The organism is Hymenobacter sp. PAMC 26628 (genome assembly GCF_001562275.1).
Taxonomy (GTDB): Bacteria; Bacteroidota; Bacteroidia; order Cytophagales; family Hymenobacteraceae; genus Hymenobacter.
Genome location: NZ_CP014304.1, coordinates 191,840 through 213,970, shown reverse-complemented (window position 1 = coordinate 213,970; position 22,131 = coordinate 191,840). Strand labels below are relative to the sequence as shown.

The 22,131-nt window shown below is 64.8% G+C and carries 14 protein-coding genes; 8 read left to right on the top strand and 6 right to left on the bottom strand.

The genetic code is table 11. The features are described from left to right. Positions 1–168: 168 nt before the first annotated feature. Positions 169–1,230 (top strand): IS110 family transposase, encoded by a 1,062-nt coding sequence (locus tag AXW84_RS01290; protein ID WP_068227612.1) that lies wholly within the window; start codon positions 169–171, stop codon positions 1,228–1,230. 40 nt (positions 1,231–1,270) lie between these two features. Here AXW84_RS01290 and AXW84_RS01285 read toward each other — a convergent pair whose 3' ends face one another. Next, the gene (locus AXW84_RS01285; RefSeq protein ID WP_068227604.1) at positions 1,271–2,239 is read right to left on the bottom strand and encodes a DUF885 family protein; all 969 of its coding nucleotides are present in this window, start codon (positions 2,237–2,239) and stop codon (positions 1,271–1,273) included. 287 nt (positions 2,240–2,526) lie between these two features. Here AXW84_RS01285 and AXW84_RS01280 point away from each other — a divergent pair, with 287 nt between their 5' ends. The 3 genes from AXW84_RS01280 (at position 2,527) to AXW84_RS01270 (ending at position 4,153) form a co-directional block, all read left to right on the top strand. After that, positions 2,527–2,829: a type II toxin-antitoxin system HigB family toxin gene (locus AXW84_RS01280; protein ID WP_068227600.1), complete on the top strand. Its 303-nt coding sequence runs from the start codon at positions 2,527–2,529 to the stop codon at positions 2,827–2,829. Positions 2,830–2,869: 40 nt separating this feature from the next. Beyond that, a complete protein-coding gene (locus AXW84_RS01275; RefSeq protein WP_068227597.1) occupies positions 2,870–3,301 on the top strand; it encodes a helix-turn-helix domain-containing protein in 432 nt (143 codons plus the stop codon). A gap of 282 nt (positions 3,302–3,583) precedes the next feature. After that, complete coding sequence (locus tag AXW84_RS01270) at positions 3,584–4,153, top strand: transposase (protein WP_068227594.1); 570 nt, start codon at positions 3,584–3,586, stop codon at positions 4,151–4,153. 56 nt (positions 4,154–4,209) lie between these two features. Here AXW84_RS01270 and AXW84_RS01265 read toward each other — a convergent pair whose 3' ends face one another. The 5 genes from AXW84_RS01265 to AXW84_RS01245 all read right to left on the bottom strand — a co-directional run bounded on the left by AXW84_RS01265 (position 4,210) and on the right by AXW84_RS01245 (position 16,807). Continuing rightward, a complete protein-coding gene (locus AXW84_RS01265) occupies positions 4,210–6,966 on the bottom strand; it encodes an alpha-L-rhamnosidase (RefSeq protein WP_082773618.1) in 2,757 nt (918 codons plus the stop codon). 49 nt (positions 6,967–7,015) lie between these two features. Continuing rightward, positions 7,016–9,796: an alpha-L-rhamnosidase gene (locus AXW84_RS01260; protein ID WP_068227591.1), complete on the bottom strand. Its 2,781-nt coding sequence runs from the start codon at positions 9,794–9,796 to the stop codon at positions 7,016–7,018. Between the two features lie 47 nt (positions 9,797–9,843). Then, positions 9,844–11,337 carry a RagB/SusD family nutrient uptake outer membrane protein gene (locus AXW84_RS01255; protein WP_068227588.1) on the bottom strand — a complete coding sequence of 498 codons (1,494 nt, stop codon included), beginning with the start codon at positions 11,335–11,337 and terminating at the stop codon, positions 9,844–9,846. A gap of 14 nt (positions 11,338–11,351) precedes the next feature. Then, positions 11,352–14,495 (bottom strand): SusC/RagA family TonB-linked outer membrane protein, encoded by a 3,144-nt coding sequence (locus tag AXW84_RS01250; RefSeq protein ID WP_068227585.1) that lies wholly within the window; start codon positions 14,493–14,495, stop codon positions 11,352–11,354. 203 nt (positions 14,496–14,698) lie between these two features. Next, positions 14,699–16,807: a bifunctional aldolase/short-chain dehydrogenase gene (locus tag AXW84_RS01245; RefSeq protein ID WP_068227582.1), complete on the bottom strand. Its 2,109-nt coding sequence runs from the start codon at positions 16,805–16,807 to the stop codon at positions 14,699–14,701. 365 nt (positions 16,808–17,172) lie between these two features. Between AXW84_RS01245 and rhaT the strand changes: the two genes are divergently transcribed. The 4 genes from rhaT to AXW84_RS01225 all read left to right on the top strand — a co-directional run bounded on the left by rhaT (position 17,173) and on the right by AXW84_RS01225 (position 22,084). Continuing rightward, positions 17,173–18,210 (top strand): L-rhamnose/proton symporter RhaT, encoded by a 1,038-nt coding sequence (gene rhaT, locus AXW84_RS01240; protein ID WP_068227579.1) that lies wholly within the window; start codon positions 17,173–17,175, stop codon positions 18,208–18,210. 103 nt (positions 18,211–18,313) lie between these two features. Next, positions 18,314–19,324 carry a GntR family transcriptional regulator gene (locus tag AXW84_RS01235; RefSeq protein ID WP_068227576.1) on the top strand — a complete coding sequence of 337 codons (1,011 nt, stop codon included), beginning with the start codon at positions 18,314–18,316 and terminating at the stop codon, positions 19,322–19,324. Between the two features lie 139 nt (positions 19,325–19,463). Next, positions 19,464–20,747 (top strand): TIM barrel protein, encoded by a 1,284-nt coding sequence (locus tag AXW84_RS01230; protein WP_068227572.1) that lies wholly within the window; start codon positions 19,464–19,466, stop codon positions 20,745–20,747. Then, on the top strand, positions 20,744–22,084 hold the full coding sequence (locus tag AXW84_RS01225; protein WP_068227569.1) for an FGGY-family carbohydrate kinase: 1,341 nt from the start codon (positions 20,744–20,746) through the stop codon (positions 22,082–22,084). Before AXW84_RS01230 ends, AXW84_RS01225 begins: the two co-directional genes overlap by 4 nt. Positions 22,085–22,131: the final 47 nt, after the last annotated feature.

The following is a 22,131-nucleotide window of genomic DNA, read 5'->3' as shown; positions in this document are numbered from 1 at the left end:
TCGACGTTGCGAGTGAGAGTTTGTGCCCCGTTTCCCGTTTTTGCCTGAAGACTGAACAGTATGGAGGGAGCCCGGCCCTGGCGCTGGTGGCATCCCGCATTTGTACAAGGAGAGTTGCGGTGAAAACCAGACCGGCTGGTTGCTTTCCACCTTTTTTACCCCGTGCCCATGCCCACTGTTCCTTCCCCCACCGCCCCGCTCAAGTACGTCGTGGGCATCGACATTGCCAAAGACACGTTCGTGGCCTGCTTCGGCCGCATCGAAGCCAGCCAGCAGCTGCGCTTCGGCCAAGAAGCCACGTTTGCCAACACGCTGGCCGGCTTCACGGCCCTGCTGGCCTGGTCGGCTCGGCAGCAAGTAGCCCCGGCCCCGCGCTGGTTCGTGGTCGAGGCCACGGGCGTCTATTACGAAGCGCTGGCCTATTTTCTGGCCGATAACGCGCAGGCCCTGAGCGTGCTGCTGCCCAACAAAGTCAAACACTTTGCCCAGCGCACCGAACTCAAGCGCAAGACCGACCAACTCGACGCCCGCCTGCTCTGCCGCCTGGGCCTGGAGCGGGCCTTGCCCGCCTGGCAGCCGCCCACGCCCGCCCTGCGCCAGCTGCGGGCCTTGGCCCGCGAGCGCCAACGCCTGAGCGACCAAGGCGGCCGGCTCAAAACCCGGTGCCACGCCTACCAGCACAGCTACCAACCCGACACCCGCACCCTGGAACGCCTGGCGGCTCAACAACAACGCATTGTCCAGCAACTAAAAGCCGTGGACCAGGACCTGGCCGCACTGCTCGAAGCCGAGCCGGAACTGGCCCGCAAGCTGGCCCACCTGACCAGCATTCCGGGCATCGGCCTGACCACGGCCATCGTCGCGGTGGCCGAAACCAACGGCTTTGTCCTGGTGGAAAACGAGCGCCAGCTCGCCTCCTACGCCGGGCTGGACGTGGTCCAGCGACAGCGTGGCCTCTCGGCGCTGGCCACGCGCATTTCCCGGCGAGGAAACGTGCGCCTGCGCACGGCCCTCTACTTGCCGGCCGTGAGCAGTCTACGCTACAATCCCCAGCAAAAAGCCTTCTACGCCCGCTTGCGGGCCCGTCAGCCCAGCGGCAAGCCCGGCGTGATTGCCGTCATGCGCAAGCTCTTGCTGCTCTGCTACTCGCTCTGGAAAAACGACCGGCCTTACGACCCCCAGTATCACCCGGCCCGTGCTGCTGTAAAAGAAGTAGCCCCGGCCACGTAAACGGGCCGAGGCTACACAGGATGAACCCGAAGGTCCTCCTTTAGGAGTTCCAAAGGTAAAAAACTTGTCCGATTTCTTGCTTTTTATCACAGTATCTCAAAGTGCGGCGTGCTTCCGGCTGAGCTGGTCGAGGACGGCCGCAATCAGGGCCAACGTGTCGGCGGGGGCCTTCTGGCCGGGCAGGTACGTGGGGTAGAGCCGGGCAGCCCGCCGGCCCATGTCGTGCAGCAGGTCGGTTTTGTGGCCGGTACACCGCCTCGGCGGGAAACGGCGACTGAATGTCGTAGGCAAATTTTTGGTCGAACAGCGCTTTGCCGATGCGGAAGGAGCGGAATTTGCCCGCCGGCAATACTTCGTTTTTCAGAAAGTCCAGGTACCCTTGCATGGCTTGCCGGGTGGCGGCCACGCGGGCCATGAAGGCTTGCTTTTCGGCCGCACTCAGGCCCGACTGCTGCACCGAGTCGGCCAGGGTCGGGCCAAATACGGCCAGGCCGCCCGCCAGTTGTTGCAGCGCCAATTCGGTGTGCTCCTTGGCGGGGGTGCTGATGTTGGCCTTGGCCGCGGCGTAGTAGGCAGCGGCGTGGCTGATTTTGTCGGAAATGTTGCGCAGGCGCCGGTCGAGGCGGTAGTACCGGCCGTTGAGCAGCGGGGCCACGGCGCTGCCCAGGTTGTAGGTGGCGGGGTTCCACTGCCACTCCCGCAGCGTGTCGGCGTACCAGCGCCGGGCGCGTAGCTCGTTGCGCAGCAGGCGCAGGTCAATCTGGTTGGCCGGCGAGAGGCGGGCCAGGTCAAATGTGCCGAGCGTGGTCAGGTTCTTCTTAGCAAAGGTGGCGTCGCGCTGGCGCTGGGCCGCGTCGGGAATCACCAGCAGCGAGTCGTACTTGTGGTACCCCTTGGTGGTCGCCAGTCCCGGCTCTTGGCGCCACAGCGCCAGCAGAAACTGGTTTTTGTAAGTATCAAATCGGGCGTCGGGGTGTAGCCGGTGGCGGCCAGGGCCAGTAGCGCGCACACGACGGTGGGGAGGCAGGTGCGGAGAAAGCGGAAGGGTATTCGCATTTGGAAAGGTAGGCCAATGGAGTCCGTATTCTATCACGCCACGCCAACACATATTTATACACTCCTTTCAGTGAACAGGTATTCTCACTGGATTACGTTGCGCCATTAGATTCTGTTTTTAGTAAATAAATTTCGCAATCGGTAAACTTTTGATATACCTTTGGGGTAAGCGGTGTATGCAGTGCGTGTACGCCGTGTTGTCTTGACCCCTCCTGCTTCCGTACCTCGCTCACCTGTTGCATGCGCGTATTCAGCAAGAAAACCATTACGGAGTACGGAAATGCCAATGCCCAAGCACGAGAGGAATTGAACACCTGGTTTGCGCAGGTTGAATTTGCGCAATGGTCCAACCTGAACGAGTTGAAACAGGACATGCCCGCGACCGATTACATCGCGGATAACCGCTACGTCTTCAACATCAAAGGCAACCACTACCGCGTGATTGCCATGATTTTCTTTCCGACCAAGCAGGTCTACATTCGGGGCATTTACACCCACGCCCAATACTCCAAGCTAGCGAAAAAACAGATTACTGTCTTGTAGTCCTTGCCCGATCGACTTACCCCGCTACCGCCCCCTCGCCATGTCCCCAACCGCCGCCCCCACTGCCGTGCCAACCGTCGCCCCCACCGCCAGCCGCACCGCCCCCGTCACGACGATTCGTGTCACCAACGCCGAGGAACACGAAGCGGCGATCAACCAACTCATCGTGTGGAACCAAGCCCCGGACGCGGCCGACAACCCGGCCTTGGAAGCACTGGCCGACGCGGTGGCGGCTTACGAAGAAGCCGCCGGCCACCGGCCCCAGCCGCCCCACACCCTGCGGGGCATTTTGGAGGTCGAAATGTTCAAGCGCCGGATTCGGCAGCGCCAACTGGCGGAAATTTTGCATGTGACCGAGCCACGGCTGTCAGAATTGATGAAAGGCAAGCGCGAGATGAACCTCGATTTTGCCCGCCGCCTCCACACCATCTTGCACATCCCGGCAGAAGTAGTGCTTCACCTTTCGGCTTAACTGCCAACGATTATTATCCGACCCAAACCGGGGTCATTGCCCGAAGGGCACGGATGACCCGATTGGCATCGCTGGTAGGGTTTTTTTGCGCTTCTACTCAGATTGCAACCCTCCGTCCGCAATTCCGACCCTTTACAAGTACTTACGCCACCGCAACGTGGTCATCCACGCGCACCGCAAATAAGCAGCGAACAACCCGCCCGTTTAACTTTTGGACCAAACTTTTAACCAAGGCCAAGGCTGGCGACGCAAAAAAAAGCCTGCACGCCACGGGTACACACCTTGCGCAGCGCGCACGTCGAGGCCCTCGCGCAACGCCCCGACGTGGCCCGCTTTCATTTTCTCGACGAGACCGGCCGGCGCCTGGGCTACGCGCGGCGCTATGGCCGGGCCCGGGGCGGACGGCGCGTGGGGGGGGCCGTGCCGTTGCGCCGCCCGGCCCGCTCCCTCACGTTGATTGGCGCCTTGTCCGTGCGCGGGCTGCACGGGGCACACGTGCTGGAAGGGCCCTTGAATCAGCACCGCTTTCCCCTTTATATCGCCCGCATCCTGGCCCCGCAGCTACGGCGCGGGGACGTGCTGGTGCTCGACAACCTGCGGGTGCACCACCTCCCCGGATTAGGCGAGTGGCTGGCCCGGCGCGGCGTAGAAGTACTGTTTCTGCCCCCCTACTCGCCCGACTTCACCCCCATCGAGCAGGCCGGGAGCAAGCTCAAAACCAAGCTGCGCCACGCCCAGGCGCGTACCCGCGGAGCGCTGCAAGAAGCCCTACACCCCGCCATCGCCTGGATTACTGACCCCGATGCGAAAGCGTGGTTTAATCATTGCGCCTATCACGTAAACCGCTCATGAAACCGCTATAAGTAGTTTAGCGCGCTTTGCTGCTTGCTCATTAACACCTTGCTATGCTATCGAATAGCCAACTTATAAGTGCCCGCGGCCAACTGGTACTGCTGGAGCTGTCCCGTCGCCTGTATTACGCGAATATTCGCCGAAGAGGTCGCCAGTGGTTTGCTAGCCTCGTACACCGCCTGACCGGCAGCTACGGGCAGCGTGAGGGTGGCCGTGGCATTGGGTGGCACTGTAACGGTGTAGGAAAGGACGGTTCCGTTGCGTTGCCAAGCCGAAAGAATAGTGCCGTAAGGGCCCTCATGGGTGGCCGCGAAGTGGTCAAGGCCCGCCACGAAGTGGGGCGTGAGCAACACGTTTTTGAAGCCCGGCTGCTGCGGGTCGGGCTGGATGCCGCCTAGCCCCTTGTAAAGCCAGGCCCCGATTTCGCCGAACATGATGTGGTTAAGCGAAATATCGCTTTTGGCGTCGATGGGCCAGTTTTCGTAGAGCGTGGTGGCGCCATTGGCCATCCACCAGCCCCAGGAGGGGTAGGTTTCCTGGGCAGCCAGGCGGTAGGCCACGTCGGCCTGGCCGTTGTCGCTCAGGGCCCCCAGAATGGCCTTGGTGCCGAGCAGGCCCACGTCGAGGTGGAAGTTGTCGGCGGCCACGCGGTGGGCCAGGTTGGCGGCTACTTTTGCCCGCAGCTCGTCGGGCACCACGCCCCAGTAGAGCGGCACGCTCAACTCGGTTTGCACGCCGTGGCCGTAGAGGTTGGTTTGCCTATTGAGGTACTTGGCGTTGATGGCGGCCCGGATTTTTTGGGCCAGCGCGGCGTAGCGGGCGTGGTCAGCGGGGTGGCCCAGCAGCTGCGCAGCTTTGGCCAGAATGGTGGCGTCGGTGAAGTAGTAGACCGAGGAGGTCAGTTCCACCGGCGACTTGGATTTCACTGGCACCCAGTCGCCCAGGCCCCAGGCGGTCAGGCCGGAGGGGCTGATATTGTCGAGGTGGTCGACGTAGCGCTTGAGGTTGCCGTAGCAATCGGCAAGCAGCTTTGAATCGCCGTAGAACAGGTAAATATTCCAGGGAATAATGGCGATGGTGCTGGTCCAGTCGGGGCCGTTGCCCCACTCGTAGCCCCAGCCGTCGCTGGGGATAATGGAGGGCAGCACGCCGTTGGGCTGCTGCTCGTCGCGGTGGTCGGCCAGCCATTTTTCGTAAATGGTGATGCCGTCGAAGTTGTAGAGGCCGGTTTCGCTGGCAATGTGGGCGTCGCCGGTCCAGCCGTTTTTCTCGCGTTGCGGGCAGTCGGTGGGGTAGCCGAACAGGTTGGACAGGTACGAGTTGTTGGTGGCCCACCAGATTTTGTCGATGGTCGGGTTCGACGATTTCACCTGGCCCACCGCCGCCACGTCGCTGTGCATGAAATAGCCGGTGAGGCTGCCCGCCGTCAGCGCCACGGGCTGGCTGCTCGTCACCTCCACGTACTGAAACCCCTTGTAGTTGAAGAGCGGCATGAACGTTTCCTCGCCGCCCCGGCCACCGAGCGTGAAAATATCCGTCTGAAACGGGTCGCTCGTATCAGTGGGCCGGTAATGCACGTCGATGTTCGACTGGTCGACGTGGCCGTTGGGGTAGCGCCGCTCGCCGTGCTTGAGGCGCAGCACGGTGCCAGCGGGGCCCCGGGCTCGAATCTGGCTGACGCCGGCAATGTTGCGGCCCAGGTCGAATACGTAGGTCGTGTCGTTGAGCCGGGCCACGCTTTGCGCCGGCACCGCCTCCACGTTGCGGATGGGCGCCAGGGCCTGGGCCACGATGTTGGTGGACGGCGCGGCCCGCAGCGTCACGGGCTTCCACTGGGCGTCGTCGAAGCCCACCGTGTTCCAGCCCGGCTGCTCCAGGCGGGCGTCGTAGTGCTCGGCGGTGTAGATGCTGTTGAACACCAGGGGCCCCAGGGCCGTTTTCCAATTGGTGCCGGAGGTGACGGTCGTCACCTGCCCATCGGCCCCGGTCAGGCGCAGGTCGAGGCAGAACGCGGGCCGGTTGCGCCAGGGTGCTTCGTGGAAGTACCACACGGCCGTGGACTGGTGGTTGTACCAGCCGTTGCCGAGCAGCACGCCCACCGCGTTTTGGCCGGGGTGCAGGTAGGGCGTCACGTCGTAGGTGACGTAGAGCGTGCGCCGGTCAAAGCGGGTGTACATCGGGTCGAGGCGGTGGTTGCCCACCTTGCGGCCGTTGAGGTACAGCTCGTACAAGCCGGCCACGGCGATGTAAGCCCGCGCCTTGGTCACGCCCGCGGGCAGCGCAAACGTGGTGCGGAAGTAGGGGGCGGGTTTGAGGTTGATGTCGCGCGAGTCGCTGATCCAGGCGCCCTGCCAGTTCTTTTGGGCCATCAGGCCGGTTTCGAAGCTGGCCACCGGGCTCGCCGGGCCCCCGGTGCGGGCCTGGTCCCAGGCCCGCACCCGCCAGTAGTACTTGGTGAACGGCCGCAGCGCCGGCCCCGCGTAGGCCATCAGCTGCCGGGCCGACGCCACCCGCCCCGACGTCCAGGCCCCGCCCCCGCCCCGGGCCACGGCCCCCGAGTCGGGGCCCACGGTGAGCTGGTAGGCGGTTTGCGCCGCCCCGCGCCGGCCGTCGGCCAGCCGCCAGGTCAGGCGGGGCTGGGGCGCGTCGAGGCCCAGGGGGTTGGTGAAGTATTCGCACCGCAAATCGGTGGGCGCGCCGGCCCCCCCAGCGGCCCGGGCCGCCGGGGGGCCCGGCAGCAGGCCGGCACCAACGAGCACCACGCGCCAACCCTTAGGCAACCAACCGACGAATCGCACGCGAAATCCAAGCATCAAAAAGTAGTACAGGATGAAAACTACTGCCTTGCGGGGCTCCGGGGCCCTACCTAGCCCCGAGTGCGGCGGTGGCTTTGGGCAGCCAGGGCGCGGTGAAATGGTACTGCCCCGAGCCGACGCTCACCGGCACGTAGCCGCCGGCGGCCGGGCCGGCCCGCAGGCCCTTGCCGGCGTCGAGCTTCCGGCCGCCCTCGCGCACCACGTCGGCGCTGGCGGCGGGCACGTACACGGTGGCCGTGGCGTTGGGGGGCACGGTCACGTCGAAGGCCAGCTGGTCACCGCTGGTTTGCCATTGGGCCTGGGCCGGGCCGTACGCGGTGGTCAGCAGGGCCGTGGCCTGGGTGAAGCCGCCCCCCGGCTGGGGCCGCACGGTGAAGGTGTGGTAGCCGGGGGCCCCCACGTTCAGCCCCGCCACCGTGGTGTAGAGCCAGTGGCCAATGGCCCCGTAGGCGTAGTGGTTGAAAGAGGTCATGGACGGCGGGGCGAACGTGCTGTCAGGCCGCATCGAGTTCCAGCGCTCCCACACGGTGGTGGCGCCCATCGTCACGGGGTACAGCCACGAGGGGTAGGTCTTCTGCAACAGCAGCTTATAGGCCACGTCGGTGTGGCCGAAGCGGCTCAGCACGTGGCATAGGTAGGGCGTGCCGAGGAAGCCCGTGGTGAGGTGATTGTCGTAGTCGGCCACGTTCAGGGCCAGGCGGTCAGCGGCCTGGGCGCGCAGGTTTTCGGGCAGCATGTCGAAGTGCAGGGCCAGCACGTACGCCGTCTGGGTGTTCGACATCAGGGCCCCGCCGGGCGTCACGTACTCGCGCAGGAAGGCCGCCTTGATGCGCTGGAGCAGGGCCGTGTAGGCGGCCACGTCGTCGGTTTTGCCCAGCACGGTGGCCGCGTCGAGCATGATTTGGGTGGAGTGGGCCCAGAAGCACTGCGCAATCAGGGCGTGGCTGGTCACGGCCGAGCGGCCCGCGTTGTCGTCGTCCAGGTCGTAGGCCAGCCAGTCGCCAAACTGAAAGCCGGTGTCCCAGAGGTCGTTCCGGCTCCGGTCCTGGATGTACTTCACCCATGCCTTCATGCTCGGGTACTGCACGGCCAGCGTCCGGCGGTCGCCAAACAGGGCGTACAGGTCCCAGGGAATGACGGTGGCCGCGTCGGACCAGCCGGCGGCCCCGATGGGGACCTTGCCCGAGGCAAATTCCAGCGCCGGAATCACAAACGGCACGGCCCCGTCGGGGGCCTGGTCGGCGGCCAGGTCGCGCAGCCACTTGGCAAAGAAGCTGTTGGTGTTGCGGTTAAAGGCCGCCGTGCGGCTGAACACCTCCGCGTCGCCGGTCCAGCCCAGGCGCTCGTCGCGCTGGGGGCAGTCGGTGGGCACGTCGAGGAAGTTTCCCTTCTGGCCCCACTGGATGTTGCTCTGCAGCTGGTTGATGAGCGGGTTGGAGCAGCTGAACGAGCCCGTGGCGGGCATGTCCGAGTACAGGGCCACGGCCGTAAAATCCTCGGGCTTAGGGGCCCCCGGGTAGGCATCGATGCGCAGGTAGCGGAAGCCGTGGAAGGTGAAGTGCGGCTCCAGCGCCTCGTCCGACCCCGTGCCGCGCAGGTAGTACGTGTCCTCGGCCGAGGCCGAGCGTAGGTTATCGAGGTAGAAGTTGCCGCGCTTGTCCAGCACTTCGGAGTGCGAAAGCGTAATTTTGTCGCCGGCCTTGCCGCGGGCCCGCACCTGCACCCAGCCCACCAAGTTCTGGCCGAAGTCGTAGATGGTTTCGCCCTTCGGCGACTTCGTTACCTTGACTACTTTAAAGGTTTCGTGCTTCCGAACGGGCTCGTTGAAAGAGGCAAAAAGCACTTCCTTTGGGTAGTTCTGCACCCGCGCCGCCGTCCAGCCGCTGCCCGCGTACCCGGCCGCCGCCCAGCCCGCCGGTTCCATCCGCGCGTCGTAGGTTTCGCCGCGCTGCAGCTCGGCGAAGCGGACGGGGCCGGCGCTGCTGGTTTGCCACGTGCCGTCCGACACCACCGATTCCTTAGTGCCGTCGGCGTAGGTCAGGTCGAGCTGAAACAGCAGGGCCACGTCTTTGCCGTAGATGTTGCGGTCGTGCTTGTAGCCAATGAGGCCGCGGTACCAGCCGCTGGCCAGCGTCACGCCCACCGCGTTGGGGCCCTCTTTCAGCAGGCTGGTCACGTCGTAGGCCTGGTAGGCCAAGCGCTTGTGGTAGCTCGTCCAGCCCGGCGTGAGGTAGGCATCGCCCACGCGCCGGCCGTTGATTTGCGCCTCGTACAGGCCGTGGGCCGTGATGTAGGCCGTGGCCATCGCCACCTTTTTGCCCGCCCTAAACTCCTTGCGCAGCAGCGGGCTGGGCCGCAGCACAGTGTCTTCGGCGTAGCCAGGGCCAATCCACGACGCCCGCCAGTTGGCCGGGGTCAGCAGGCCTACCTGCCAGAAGGCGGGCGCACTCCAGGCCGAGGGCTTGCCGCCCCCGTCCCAGGCCCGCACCTGCCAGTGGTAGCGCCGGCCCGGCTCCAGGGCCCGGCCCGCGTAAGTCACGTTCACCGAAGAGTCGGACGCCACTTTGCCCGAGTTCCACACCGCGGCGGGGCCCCCTTGGGCCAGCCCGGCCGCCGAGGCGGCCACCCGCACCTCGTAGGCGGTTTGGTGCACGCCGCGCTGGTTTTTGGCCGCCAGCAGCTGCCAGCTGAAGCGCGGCCGGGCCACGTCGAGGCCGATGGGGTCGGCCAGGTTTTCGCAAAGCAGGTGCTGCACCCTCACCTGGGCCACTGCGCTGCCAATGCGCAGCAAGCCCAGCACGAGCAGGAAAGCAGTAAGTTTTTTCATGGCGGAAGGATTTGCAGGCATGGCGTTTAGGGGCCCCAGGGCTCGCCTCACAGCGGATTTTGCACTAAGTTATCCAGCATCACTTCGCGCTGCGGAATGGGCAGCAGCAGCTTGTTGGCCGTCACCTGGTAGGCGCTGGCGGGCAGGAAGGTTTGCAGGGCTTTTTGGCGGGTGCCGTGGGCGTTCATCACGTCCACGGCGCGGCCGGTGCGCACCAAATCGTACCAGCGCTGGTTTTCGAAGGCCAGTTCCACGCGGCGCTCTTGCAGCACGGCGTCGCGGAAGGCGGCCTGCGAGGCCGGGGCCTTGGCGGGCAGGCCGGCCCGCTTGCGCACCTCGTTGAGGGCGGCGGCGGCCTCCCCGCCGGCTGCGAAGCCTTGCTCGTTCAGGGCCTCGGCGTACATCAGCAGCGCGTCGGCGTAGCGCAGCATGGGGAAGTTGGTATCGGTGCGGCCGGGGGCCGCGAGGCCGAAGTTGTACTTGGTGATGTAGGGCACGGCCACGAACTTGCCTGTGGCGTCGGTAAAGCCCAGCGCGAGCGAGGCAGTTTTGCGCAGGTCGCCGGCCTCGTAAGCGTCAATCATGTCCTGGGTGGGAATGTTCCAGCCCGAGCCGATGCCCAAGTTGGGCGCAGTGACGTCGCCGGTAATGATGTTGCCGGAGGTGTAGGGCGCAAAAATGAAGGTGAAGCTGCTCGAAATGTCGGGCTGGGTGCCCAGGTACTGAATCTCAAAAATCGACTCCGCATTGTTCTTGTTGGCGGGGTCGAACACGCTGCGGTAGCTCGGCAGCAGGCTGTAGCCCCCGGTGCGCACGTCGCGCAGCAGGGCCACGGCCTCGGCGTAATCTTTCTGGGTGAGGTACACCGAGGCGAGCAGGGTGTTGGCCGCGCCCTTGGTGGCGCGGCCGGCGTCGGCGGCAGCGTAGGCGGCCTTGGTGGGCAGCTTGGCAGCGGCGTCGGTCAGGTCGGCGATGATGCTGGCGTACACGTCGGCGGCCGGGGCGCGGCCCTGCGACTTGGCCGCCGTGGGAGACGCCACCGATTCCAGGCGCAGCGGCACGCCGCCGAACTGCCGCACCAAGGTGTAGTAGTACAGGGCCCGCAGGAACTTCACCTCCCCGAGGTACTGGTTTTTCTTGTCGGCGGGCATCGTCACAGCGTCAATTTTGCCCAATACGTCATTGCAGCGGCTGATGCCGTTGTACGACACCTGCCACAGCTCCTGCACCGATTCGGAATTGGCGCTGATCAGAAATTCGTCGACGAATTCGCGTTGCGACTCCTGGCCCCGGTTGCTGTCGTTGTACTGAAAAGTGGTGTTGTCGGAGCGCAGCTCCCCGAACACCCAGTAATCGACGTTGCCCAGCGTGCGGACGGGCGCGTAGGCCCCGTCCACGGCCTGCTGCACCTGGTCCTGGTTTTTAAAGAAGCTGTCGGCGCTGGTCGTGGCCTGGGGCTGGAGGTCGAGGAAGCTTTTCTTGCAGCCCGCGGTGGCCAGCAGCAGGCCCAGGGCGAGTGCGGAAATAAGGGGTTTTTTCATGGTGGGGCGCGGTGTTAGAAGCTCAGGTTGGTACCGAAGATGATGGTCCGGGCCAGCGGGTAGTTGAGAAAGTCTTCGCCCGGCGTCAGCACCGAGCTGTTGTTGCGGCTCACCTCGGGGTTGGCCCCGCTGTACTTGGTGAAGGTGGCCAGGTTCTGGGCGCTGGCGTACAGGCGCACGCCCCGCACGAAGCCCGTGCGGGTGAGCAGCGCGGCGGGCAGGCGGTAGCCCAGCGTCACGTTCTGGATGCGGGCAAACGAGCCGTCCTCTACCCAGTCCGAGTTCACGTCGCGGTAGATGACGCGGGCCCCGTTGGTGGTGGGGGTGCGGCCGTCGCCGGGGTTTTCGGGCGAGCGCCAGCGGTTCAGGATTTTGCGGTCGACGTTGAAAATGCCGTCGATGTTGAGCAGGTACTGGTTGGCCGTTTTCAGCACCTGCCCGCCCTGCGAGCCGGTGATGATCACGCCCAGGTCGAAACCCTTGTACCCGAAGTTGTTGGTGACGCCCCACAGGTACTTGGGCTGGGCGTGGCCGATGACGCTGAAGTCTTTCACCGCCTCAATCACGCCGTTGCCGTCCACGTCGTGGTACTTAATAGAGCCCAGCACCGACGTGATGTGCTTGGGCGAGGCCGCGAAATCGGCCGCGTTGGTGTATACTCCGTCCACCGTGTACCCAAAAAACTCCCCGATGGGGTGGCCCACCTGCGTGATGTGGGTGGGGTTACCCTCGCCGCTGCGCCCGCTGTAAATCGGCGCGTTGTCCTGGTTCAGGGCCAGCACCTCGTTGTGGTTGAAGGCGATGTTCAGGTTCGTGCCCCAGGTGAAGGCGCCGGTGAGGTTGCGCGTAACCAGGGCCAGTTCCAAGCCCCGGTTCAGCACCTTGCCCGAGTTGATGGTGGCGTTGGAATAGCCCGACGAGAGCGGCAACTGGTTGTCGAGCAGGATGCCGTTGGTGATGCGGTGGTAGAAGTCAACCGTGAACGCGAGCCGGTTGTCCCACATGCCCAAGTCGAGCCCGAGGTCGAGCTGGGTCGATTTCTCCCAAGTCAGGTTGGGGTTGGGCAGCGACACCTGGGCCCGGCCGGGGGCCAGCTGCCCGCCAAAAGCCGTGTTGGCCGAGCCGCCGGCGTCGATGCCGCTGCCGATGTAGCCGTAGCCCGAGGCCACGCCCGCAATGGACGTGTAGTTGCCGATGTTGAAGTTGCCAGTCAGGCCGTAGCTGGCCCGCACCTTCAGGTTGCTCAGCGTTGGCAGTTGGTGCATGAAGTCCTCGTTAATCACGTTCCAGCCCGCGGCCACCGACGGAAACGTGCCGTAGCGGTTCTGGCTGCCGAAGCGCGACGACCCGTCCGTCCGCACCGTGCCGGTGAGCAGGTACCGGTCCTTGTAGGCGTAGTTAACGCGGGCCAGGTACGATATCAGGGCCCACTCCTGCACGTCGGCGCCGAAGTTTGGCAATAGGGCCGCCGCGTTGATGGTGCGCACGTCGTCGCCGGGGTAGTTGTTGGCGAAGAGGTACTGTGACTCAAAATGCTCTTTCTGCGCGCTGTAGCCGGCCACGGCGCTGATTGTGTGGTCGGTGCCAAACTTCTTGTCGTAGCTCAGCAGCGTTTCCGACAGCCAGTTAAAGCGCGTGTAGCTGGTGCTGGTGGAGTTGGGCACCACCGGCGGCGGGGCAAAAATGCCGCCCACACTGGCCGGGTTGAACGTGAACGCCGTGTTGTTGGCGTAGTTGATGTTGATACTGTAGCGCAGGCGCAGCCCCGGCACAATCTCGTATTCGGCAAAGGTGCCGCCCAGGCCCTGAAGCGTTTTGCGGGTGGTGCCCGCGAATTCCAGGCTGTTGAGCGGGTTGGGCCCCGTGAACATCCCCGGCGAGGCCACGAACGGGGTGCGGTTGCCGTTGGCGTCGAAGGCCGGCACTAGCGGCGAGAGCCAAAGCGAGCGGGACAGCACGTCCACGAAGCTATTTTCGAAGTCGTTGCCCTGCTGAATGCCGTAGGTAGGGGCCAGGTTCAAACCCAGGCGAATCTTCTGGCCCACTTTGCCCTCCACGCTGAGGCGGGCGGTGTAGCGCTTGTAGCCGGTGTAGCGCACCGTGCCATCCTGGTTGAGGTAGCCCAGCGAAAGGGCCGTGCGCAACTCTTCGGTGCCTTTGGTAAGGGTCGCGTTGAGGCTGCTCTGGGGAGCCGTGTGCAGGATTTCGTTGTACCAGTTGGTGCCCGCCCCGTACTGGGCCGGATTGCGGAACTCCACCGGAATGTCGGCATCGGTCACCGCCACGCCCCGGGCTGCAAAATCGTCGGTGATGATGTCGCGCCGGTACTGGGCAAATTCCTGCCCGTTGAGCATCGGGGGCCGCTTTTTGTTGGGCACCTGCTGGATGCCAGTGTAGGCGCTCACGTCCAGGTTGGTTGCGCCGGCCTTGCCCCGCTTGGTCGTAATCACCACCACGCCGTTGGCCCCCCGCGAGCCGTAGATGGCCGTCGAAGAAGCGTCCTTCAGCACCGTAATTGTCTCAATATCGTCGGGGTTGAGCAAGTTCAGCGGGTTATCGACCTGCCCGAACGAGCTGGCAATTGGGAAGCCGTCAATCACGAACAGCGGCTGGTCGCCGGCCCCAATCGAGCCCGAGCCCCGTACCTTGATGGAGGTGCCCCCGCCCGGCGTGCCGGTCACGTTGCTCACCTGCACGCCCGCCACTTGGCCAGCCAACTTCTGGTCTACGCTCACCACCGGCAGGTCGCGCACGGCGCGGACGTCCACAGTGGCCACCGCGCCCGTCACGTCTTCGCGCTTCTGGGTGCCGTAGCCTACCACCACCACGTCTTCCAGGCTGGCGGCGTTTTCAACGAGCGATACGCTCAGGGGCTCGGGCTGGGGCACCGTCACGGGCACTTGCTTGGGCGTGTACCCAATGGAAGAAACCAGCAGCGTGTGGGGGCCATTGGGCACGGCCTTGATGGTGAAGGTGCCGTCGGGGCTCACCGAAGCCCCCAGCGTGGTACCCTTCACCACCACGGTGGCGCCAATGGCCGGCCCGCCCTTCGGGTCGAGCACCCGACCCGTGAGGGCCCCCGTTTGGGCCAGCCCGCGGGTGGCCAGCGTCAACAAAGGCAGCAATAGCCACAGAAAAAAGAGACGTTGTTTTTTCATGGGTGGTACAGGGGAAAAGAGGAAAAAGAAAGAAATATTTGATTGACCTGCTCAGCAAGTAATTCAGCTTCAGCGCGGGACGGCATTTGCCTAAGTGCTGCGCTGGCAATAGGGCTTTGTGGCAATCGATTGCCTTTTCAATCGATTGCTTGTGCAGGCAGCTAGTGGCTGGCGGCGGCATTAGCCGCCAGCCGTCCGGGGCGTCAGCGCACGAAGGCCATGGCCACGCCGCCGTCCACGTTCAGCACGTTGCCCGTGCTCTTGGCCAGCGAGCCATCGACGAACACGCGCACGGCTTTGGCAATGTCTTCCGCGAGCAGCTCTTCGCCCAGTAGCGTGCGCTTGGCGTAGTGGGCGGGTAGGTCTTCCACCGCAATGCCGTAGGCCTTGGCCCGGCCGGCGGCCCACTCCCCCTCCCATATTTTGGAGCCGCGCAGCACGGCGTCGGGGTTCACGGTGTTGACGCGGATTTTGTCGGGCCCCAGCTCGGCGGCCAGCAGGCGGCTCATGTGCAGCTGGGCGGCTTTGGCCGTGCCGTAGGCCACGTTGTTGGGGCCCGCCACAAGGCCGTTTTTGCTGGCAATGTTCACGATGTCGCCGCCCAGTCCCTGCTGGCGCAGGACGGCCACCGCCGCCTGGCTCACCAGAAACTGGCCTTTTACCAGCACGTCGTTGAGAATATCCCAGTCGGCCTGGGTCGTCTCGGCCAGCGGCTTGCTAATGCTCAGGCCGGCGCAGTTCACCACGATGTCGACCCCCCCAAATTGCAGCGTCGCCTGCCGCAGCGACTCGGCAATACTCTCGGCATCGGTCACGTCGATGGGCGCGGTGAGGGCGCTGTCCGGGCCAAATTTCTTACGCAAGTCCGCCTGGGTTTCGGGCAGGCGGTCGCGGTCCACGGCCACCACGCAGGCCCCAAACTTCAGCAATTCCTCGCAGATGGCTTTGCCGATGCCGCCGGTGCCGCCGGTCACGTAGGCCACCTTGCCCGAGAGGGCTTTGGGCGGGGCCATGCGCTGGAGCTTGGCTTCTTCGAGCAGCCAGTACTCGATGTCAAAGGCTTCCTGCTCGGGCAGGCCCTGGTAGGTGCTCACGGCCTCCGCGCCCTTCATCACGTTGATGGCGTTGGTGTAAAACTCGGCCGCCACGCGGGCCGTCTGCTTGTCTTTGGCGAAGGAGAACAAGCCCACGCCGGGCCACAGCATGATGACCGGGTTGGCGTCGCGCATGGCCGGGCTATTGGCGTGCTTGCTGCGCGCATAGTAGGCCGCGTAGGCCTGGCGGTAGGCGGCAAACGCACCTTCCAGGCAGGTTTTGACGGCGGCAGGATCGCCGCTCATCTGCTCGGGGTCGAGCACGAGCGGGCGGATTTTGGTGCGCAAAAAGTGGTCGGGGCAACTGGTGCCTTTGGCGGCGAGGCGGGCCAGGTCGTGCGAGTTCACGAACTCCAGCACCCGGGCGTCGTCGGTGTAGTGGCCCAACATGCGGCGTTGGCTGCTGGCCAGGCCGCGCAGCACGGGAAGGGCGGCGGCAGCCTGCGCCCGGCGCGCGGCCGCATCGGGACGATTTTCGAGCTTTACGCCGCCGAATACGGGGCCTTTCTTGCCGTAGTTGGCTTCGAGGTACGTGGCCGCCATCTCAATCACTTCGAGCGTGTTAACATACGATTCGTAGCTCGTTTCGCCCCAGGTAAACAGGCCGTGGCCGCCCAAGATGACGCCGCGCAGGCCGGGGTTGTCGGCCACGATTTTCTCCAGCTGCAAGCCCAGGTCGAAACCCGGCTTCTGCCAAGGCAGCCAGCCCAGGGTGTCGCCCCAAATTTCGTGCATGATGGCCTCGCCGTCCTGGCTGGCGGCGATGGCGATGAGGGCATCGGGGTGCAGGTGGTCGATGTGCCGGAAGGGCAGCAGCCCGTGCAGCGGCGTGTCGATGCTGGGCGTAGCGCACTTGGGGTCGAAGAGGCAGTACTCGAACAGGCCCACCATCTCGTCCTCAAATTCGAGGCCCCGGTAGCGGGCCTTGAGCTGGTGCAGCTTCTCGACGTAGAGGTTGGCGCAGCCGGCTTGGGTGAGCGTGCCGATGTCGCCGCCCGAGCCCTTTACCCACATCACCTCCACGGGCTGGCCACTCACGGGGTCGGTGGCCTGGATTTTAACCGACGTGTTGCCGCCGGCGTAGTTAGTCAGGCGTAGGTCGGCCCCGAGCAGGTTGGAGCGGTAGAGGAACAGGGCCACTTCGTCGCCGGCCAGGGCGGCGGCTTTGGCTTCGTCCCAGCGGTAGCTGACGTGGCGGAAATTGAGGGTGTCTTTCATGGGGGAAGCGGGCGGCCGTCCGGGGCGGTAAAAGGGAAGCGCTGGCAAAATTTGCCGGGCGCCGGGCCCCCAACTTCCTGTACTCTCCTGCTTAGCGGCATTTTTTTGGGGCCCGGCAAGGCCCAGCCCACCCACCAGCGGGGCCCACGGGCCCGCCAAAGCAGTTGGGGGCCAAAAACACCGTTCAGTTTTTCGGCCGGCCCACTGCCCGCGGGCCTGAGCGCCGGTTTCGCTACTCACCGCGCCGCTAGAGACGAACAAGCAGCAGGGCCCACAAGGGGCAGGAGGGTGCAGGGAAGTGCAGGGAGGTGCAGGAGGGCTGGGAAAGCCAAAAGCCACAGTTTTGCTAAAAATCTTCCCAGCCCATGCTAGTTGTTCTCGGAGTTTTGTTTCACGCGCTGGGCGGCTTCGCCTCGGGCAGCTTTTACTTGCCCTACAAGAAGGTGAACGGCTGGTCCTGGGAAAGCTACTGGCTGGTGGGCGGCCTGGTGTCGTGGCTGGTGGCGCCCTGGGTGCTGGGCCTGCTCACCGTGCCCCACCTACTCGGCGTGCTCCGCCAAACCCCCGGCAGCACGCTGGCCTGGGTGTATTTCTGGGGCCTGCTGTGGGGCACGGGCGGGCTCACGTTTGGGCTGGCGATGCGCTACCTGGGGCTCTCGCTGGGCATGGCCTTCACGCTGGGGCTGTGCGCGGTGTTTGGCACGCTGGTGCCGCCGCTGTGGGCCGGCACGCTGGGCCAGCTGGTGGGCACGGCGTCGGGCCGCTGCATCTTGCTGGGGCTGGGCGTGTGCGTGCTGGGCATCGTCATCTGCGGGCGGGCGGGGCTGCTCAAGGAAAAAACGCAGACCCAGGCCGAGAAGCGCGGCACCATTGCCGAGTTTGACCTGCGCAAGGGGCTGGGCGTGGCCGTTTTCAGCGGCATCATGAGCGCGTGCATGTCCTTCGGGCTCACGGCCGGGCAGCCCCTGGCCACGCTGGCCGCGGCCAACGGCACCAACCCGCTCTTCGTCAACAACGCCATCCTAGTCGTCATCCTCGCGGGCGGGCTCACCACCAACGCCGCGTGGTGCCTGTACCTCAACGTGAAGAACCACAGCTACACCGACTACCTAAACCCGTCGTTTCCGGCCCTGCGCAACGTCGTTTTTTGTGCCCTGGCGGGGCTGACGTGGTACTTCCAGTTCTTCTTTTATGGCATGGGCGACAGCCAGATGGGGCCCTACCGCTTCTCGGGCTGGACGCTGCACATGGCGTTTATCATCGCCTTCAGCAGCATGTGGGGCCTGCTGCTGCACGAGTGGCGCGGGGCCAGCCGGCTCACGCTGCGCACCATCTCGCTGGGCATTGGCCTGGTGGTGCTCTCCACGGTGGTGGTGGGCTACGGCAATTATTTGGCCGAATGAGGGCCCGGGGCCGGCCGGATTTTTGGGGCCCTGCCCTGGTTAGCGGTGGCAAGCGCTCAAAAGTGTTAAGCTTGCGCAACCGTTCCGTTTCTCTTTTTGCCCCATGTACCAGCTGCAGCTCAATCCGCTTGACCAAATACCTAAGTACAAGCAGATTGTGCAGTCGGTTATTGCCGACATCGAGCGGGGGCACTTGACGGCGGGCGTGCAGCTGCCGTCCATCAGCGAGATGAGCGAGGAGTATTACCTGGCCCGCGACACGGTGGAGAAGGCCTACCGCGAGCTGCGCGAGCGCAACTTCATCACCTCGGTGCAGGGCAAGGGCTACTACGTGCTGTCGCGCGAGCCCGACAAGCCCAAGATTCTGCTGGTGTTCAACAAGCTCAGCTCGTACAAAAAGGAGATTTATTACGCCTTCCTGGAAGCGCTGGGCGACCGGGCGACCGTTGATTTGCAGATTCACCACTACAACGCCGAGCTGTTCAAGGGCATCATCGAGCGCAGCCTGGGCAAGTACAGCTACTACGTGGTGATGCCGCACTTCACCTACACCACGCCGCCCGAAGCGTACCTAAGCGTGCTGCGTACCATTCCGCCGGCCAAGCTGGTGCTGCTGGACAAAGACGTGCCGGAGTTGCATTACGACTGCCTGGCGGTGTACCAGGATTTTGCGCGCGACATTGGCGGGGCCCTGGACGCGGCGACCGCCGACCTAGTGAAGTACCCGCGGATGCGGATGATTTTGCCCAGCGACGACAACTACCCGGTGGAGATTGACCAGGGGTTCCGGCAGTTTTGCACCTACAACGACAAGGATTTTGCCGTGCGCGAAAACGCCCGCGACGAGGTGCTAGCGGCCGGCACCTGCTACGTGGTGGTGCGCGAAACCGACCTGGTGGAACTGGTGAAGAAAGTACGCCAGACCCCTTACCTATTGGGCCGCGAAATCGGCATCATCAGCTTCAACGAAACGCCGCTGAAGGAGCTGCTGGGCATGACCGTCATCACGACCGACTTCCACCACATGGGCCGCACGGCGGCCACCCTGCTGCTGGCCGGGCGGCACGAGAAGGTGCGCAACCCCTTTAGCCTCATCCCGCGGGGCTCGATTTAAAGCGGCCGCGGGCAGGAGAGTGCAGAAAGGTGGGGGCCCTGAAAACGCGGTGCTTTGCCTCACCGCCGGGGCCCCGTTCGCCGGCGGATGGGGCCCCCAGCGTGGCCCGCTTGTTTTCTTACCTAACCCCTCGTTGCGCATGCTCTCCTCCCAGCAGATTCACGACCTGAACGCGCCCTTTGTGGCGAACCACGAGTTCCAGTACGCGCACCTGGGCGAAGTACTCGACCAGCGGGGGCCCGCCAGCGCAGCTGGGGTAGTCGAGCAGCTGCGCCGGTTTCGGGTGGCCATCCCGAGCTGGGCCCTGGGCACGGGCGGCACCCGGTTCGGGCGTTTCCCTGGCGGGGGCGAGCCCCGCTCCCTGGCCGAAAAAATTGCCGATGTGGCGCTCCTTCACCAGCTCAACGGCTCGTCGAACGCTATTTCGCTGCACATCCCCTGGGATATTCCCACCGACGTTGCCGCGGTGCAGCAGCAATTGGCGGCGGCCGGCCTGCGCATCGACTCGGTGAACTCCAATACCTTTCAGGATCAGCCCGCGCAGGCCCACAGCTACAAGTTTGGCTCGCTGGCCAGCACCGAGGCGGCCGTGCGCGAAATGGCCGTGCAGCACAACGTTGCCTGCATCGGCTACGGCCAGCAGCTGGGCGCCAACGTGCACACCGTGTGGCTGGCCGACGGCAGCAACTTCCCCGGTCAGCAGCACTTTCGGCGGGCCTACCAACGCACCCAAGAAAGCCTGGCCGCCATCTACGAGGCGCTGCCGTCCGATTGGACCATGCTCGTCGAGTACAAGCCCTACGAGCCCAATTTCTACTCGATGGTGATTCCCGACTGGGGCACCTCATTGGCCTTGTGCCAGAGCCTGGGCCGGCAGGCGCAGGTGCTCGTGGACCTGGGCCACCACCTGCCCAACACCAACATTGAGCAGATTGTGGGTCGCTTGCAGCACTTTGGGCGGCTGGGGGGCTTCCACTTCAACGGCTCCATGTACGGCGACGACGACCTGACCACCGGCAGCATCAAGCCCTTCCAGCTCTTCTTGATTTTCAACGAGTTGGTGGATAGCGCCAAGGATGCCGCCGTGCGCAACCCGGCCGTGGCCTACATGATTGACGCCAGCCACAACACCAAGGACCCGCTCGAAGACTTGCTGCAATCGACCGACAACATCCTCACCGCCTACGCCAAGGCCCTGCTCGTGGACCGGCCGGCCCTGGCCGCCGCCCAGGAAGCCAACGACGCGGCCCTGGCCGAAGACGTGCTGCGCGACGCCTTCCTGACCGACGTGCGGCCCCTGGTGGCCGAGGCTTACCGCCAAAGCGGCGGGGCCCTGCGGCCGGTGGCAGCCTACCGGCGGGCGGGCCACCGCGCCGGCCTCATCGACCAACGGGGCCGGCTAGCCGTGGCGACCGGCCTATGAAAAAGGCCATCTACGCCATCTTCGACGTGGGCAAGACCAACAAGAAGCTGCTGCTGTTTGACGAGCAGCACCACCTGCTGGACGAGCACCAACAGGTGTGCCTCGAAACCGTGGACGACGACGGCTTTCCCTGCGAAGCACTGGAGCGGCTCACGCACTGGGTGCTGGACCACTGGCAGCAACTGCGCCAGCACCCGCAGTACCAGCTGCGGGGCGTCAACTTCACCGCCTACGGGGCCAGCTTCGTGCACCTGGGGGCCGATGGCCAGCCGGTGGCCCCGCTCTACAACTACCTCAAGCCCCTGCCCGAGCGCATCGCCGAGCAATTTTATGCCAGCCTGGGCGACGCCGCCGCGGACTTTGCCACCGTCAGCGGCTCGCCCCGGCTGGGTCTGCTCAACTCGGGCCTGCAGCTCTACTGGCTCAAGCACGCCAAGCCGGCGCTGTACGCCCGCGTGCACACCTGCCTGCACCTGCCCCAGTACCTGTCGTACCTGCTGACGGGCGAGAAGTTTAGCGACTACACCTCCGTGGGCTGCCACACGGGGCTCTGGGACTTCACCCGCCGCGACTACCACGCCTGGGTGCGGCGCGAGGGCCTGGACCAGAAACTGGCCCCGTTGCTGCAAGACCCCGTGGCGGCGGCGGTGGACGGGGTGTTGGTGGGCGCAGGCCTGCATGACTCGTCGGCGGCGCTGCTGCCTTATCTGAGCCAGCCCACCCAGCCGTTTTTGCTCGTGAGCACCGGCACCTGGGCCGTCACGTTCAACCCCTTCAACCGGCAGCCCCTCACCCCCGAGCTGCTGCGGCGCGATTGCCTGAGCTACCTCTCGCCGGCCGGACACGCGGTGCCGGCGGCCCGCCTGTTTCTGGGCCGCGAGCACGACCACCAGGTGGCGCGCATCGCCGACCACTTCCACATCGGGCCCGGGCTGCGCACCGAGTTCTACAAGTCGCAGCAGCGGGCACAGCCCGCCGACCCGCGGGCGACGCCCTTCCGGCCGTGGTGTATGCACGGCACGGGGCCCTACCCCGAGCAGCCCGCCGAAGCCTGGGACTTGTCAGGATTTCGCACGGCCATCGATGCCTACCAGCACCTGCTGCGCGGGTTGGTCGACTTGCTGACTGCGTCCATACGCCTAGTGCGGCAGGCCGAGAAAACCATTTTCGTGGACGGGGGGTTTGCCCGCAACCCGCTGTTTTGCCAGCTCTTGGGCGAGGCCTTCCCCGACGCGACCATCCAAACCTTGGAAGTGCCGCAGGCCACCGCCCTCGGGGCCCTGCTGCACTTGGAGGGAGGCCTGGCGCACAAAAAACCCGAACTTTTGCTTACATAAATGAGCTGCTAGCTATTAGCTTTCCTTTTGATGGACAATGGGTTCCA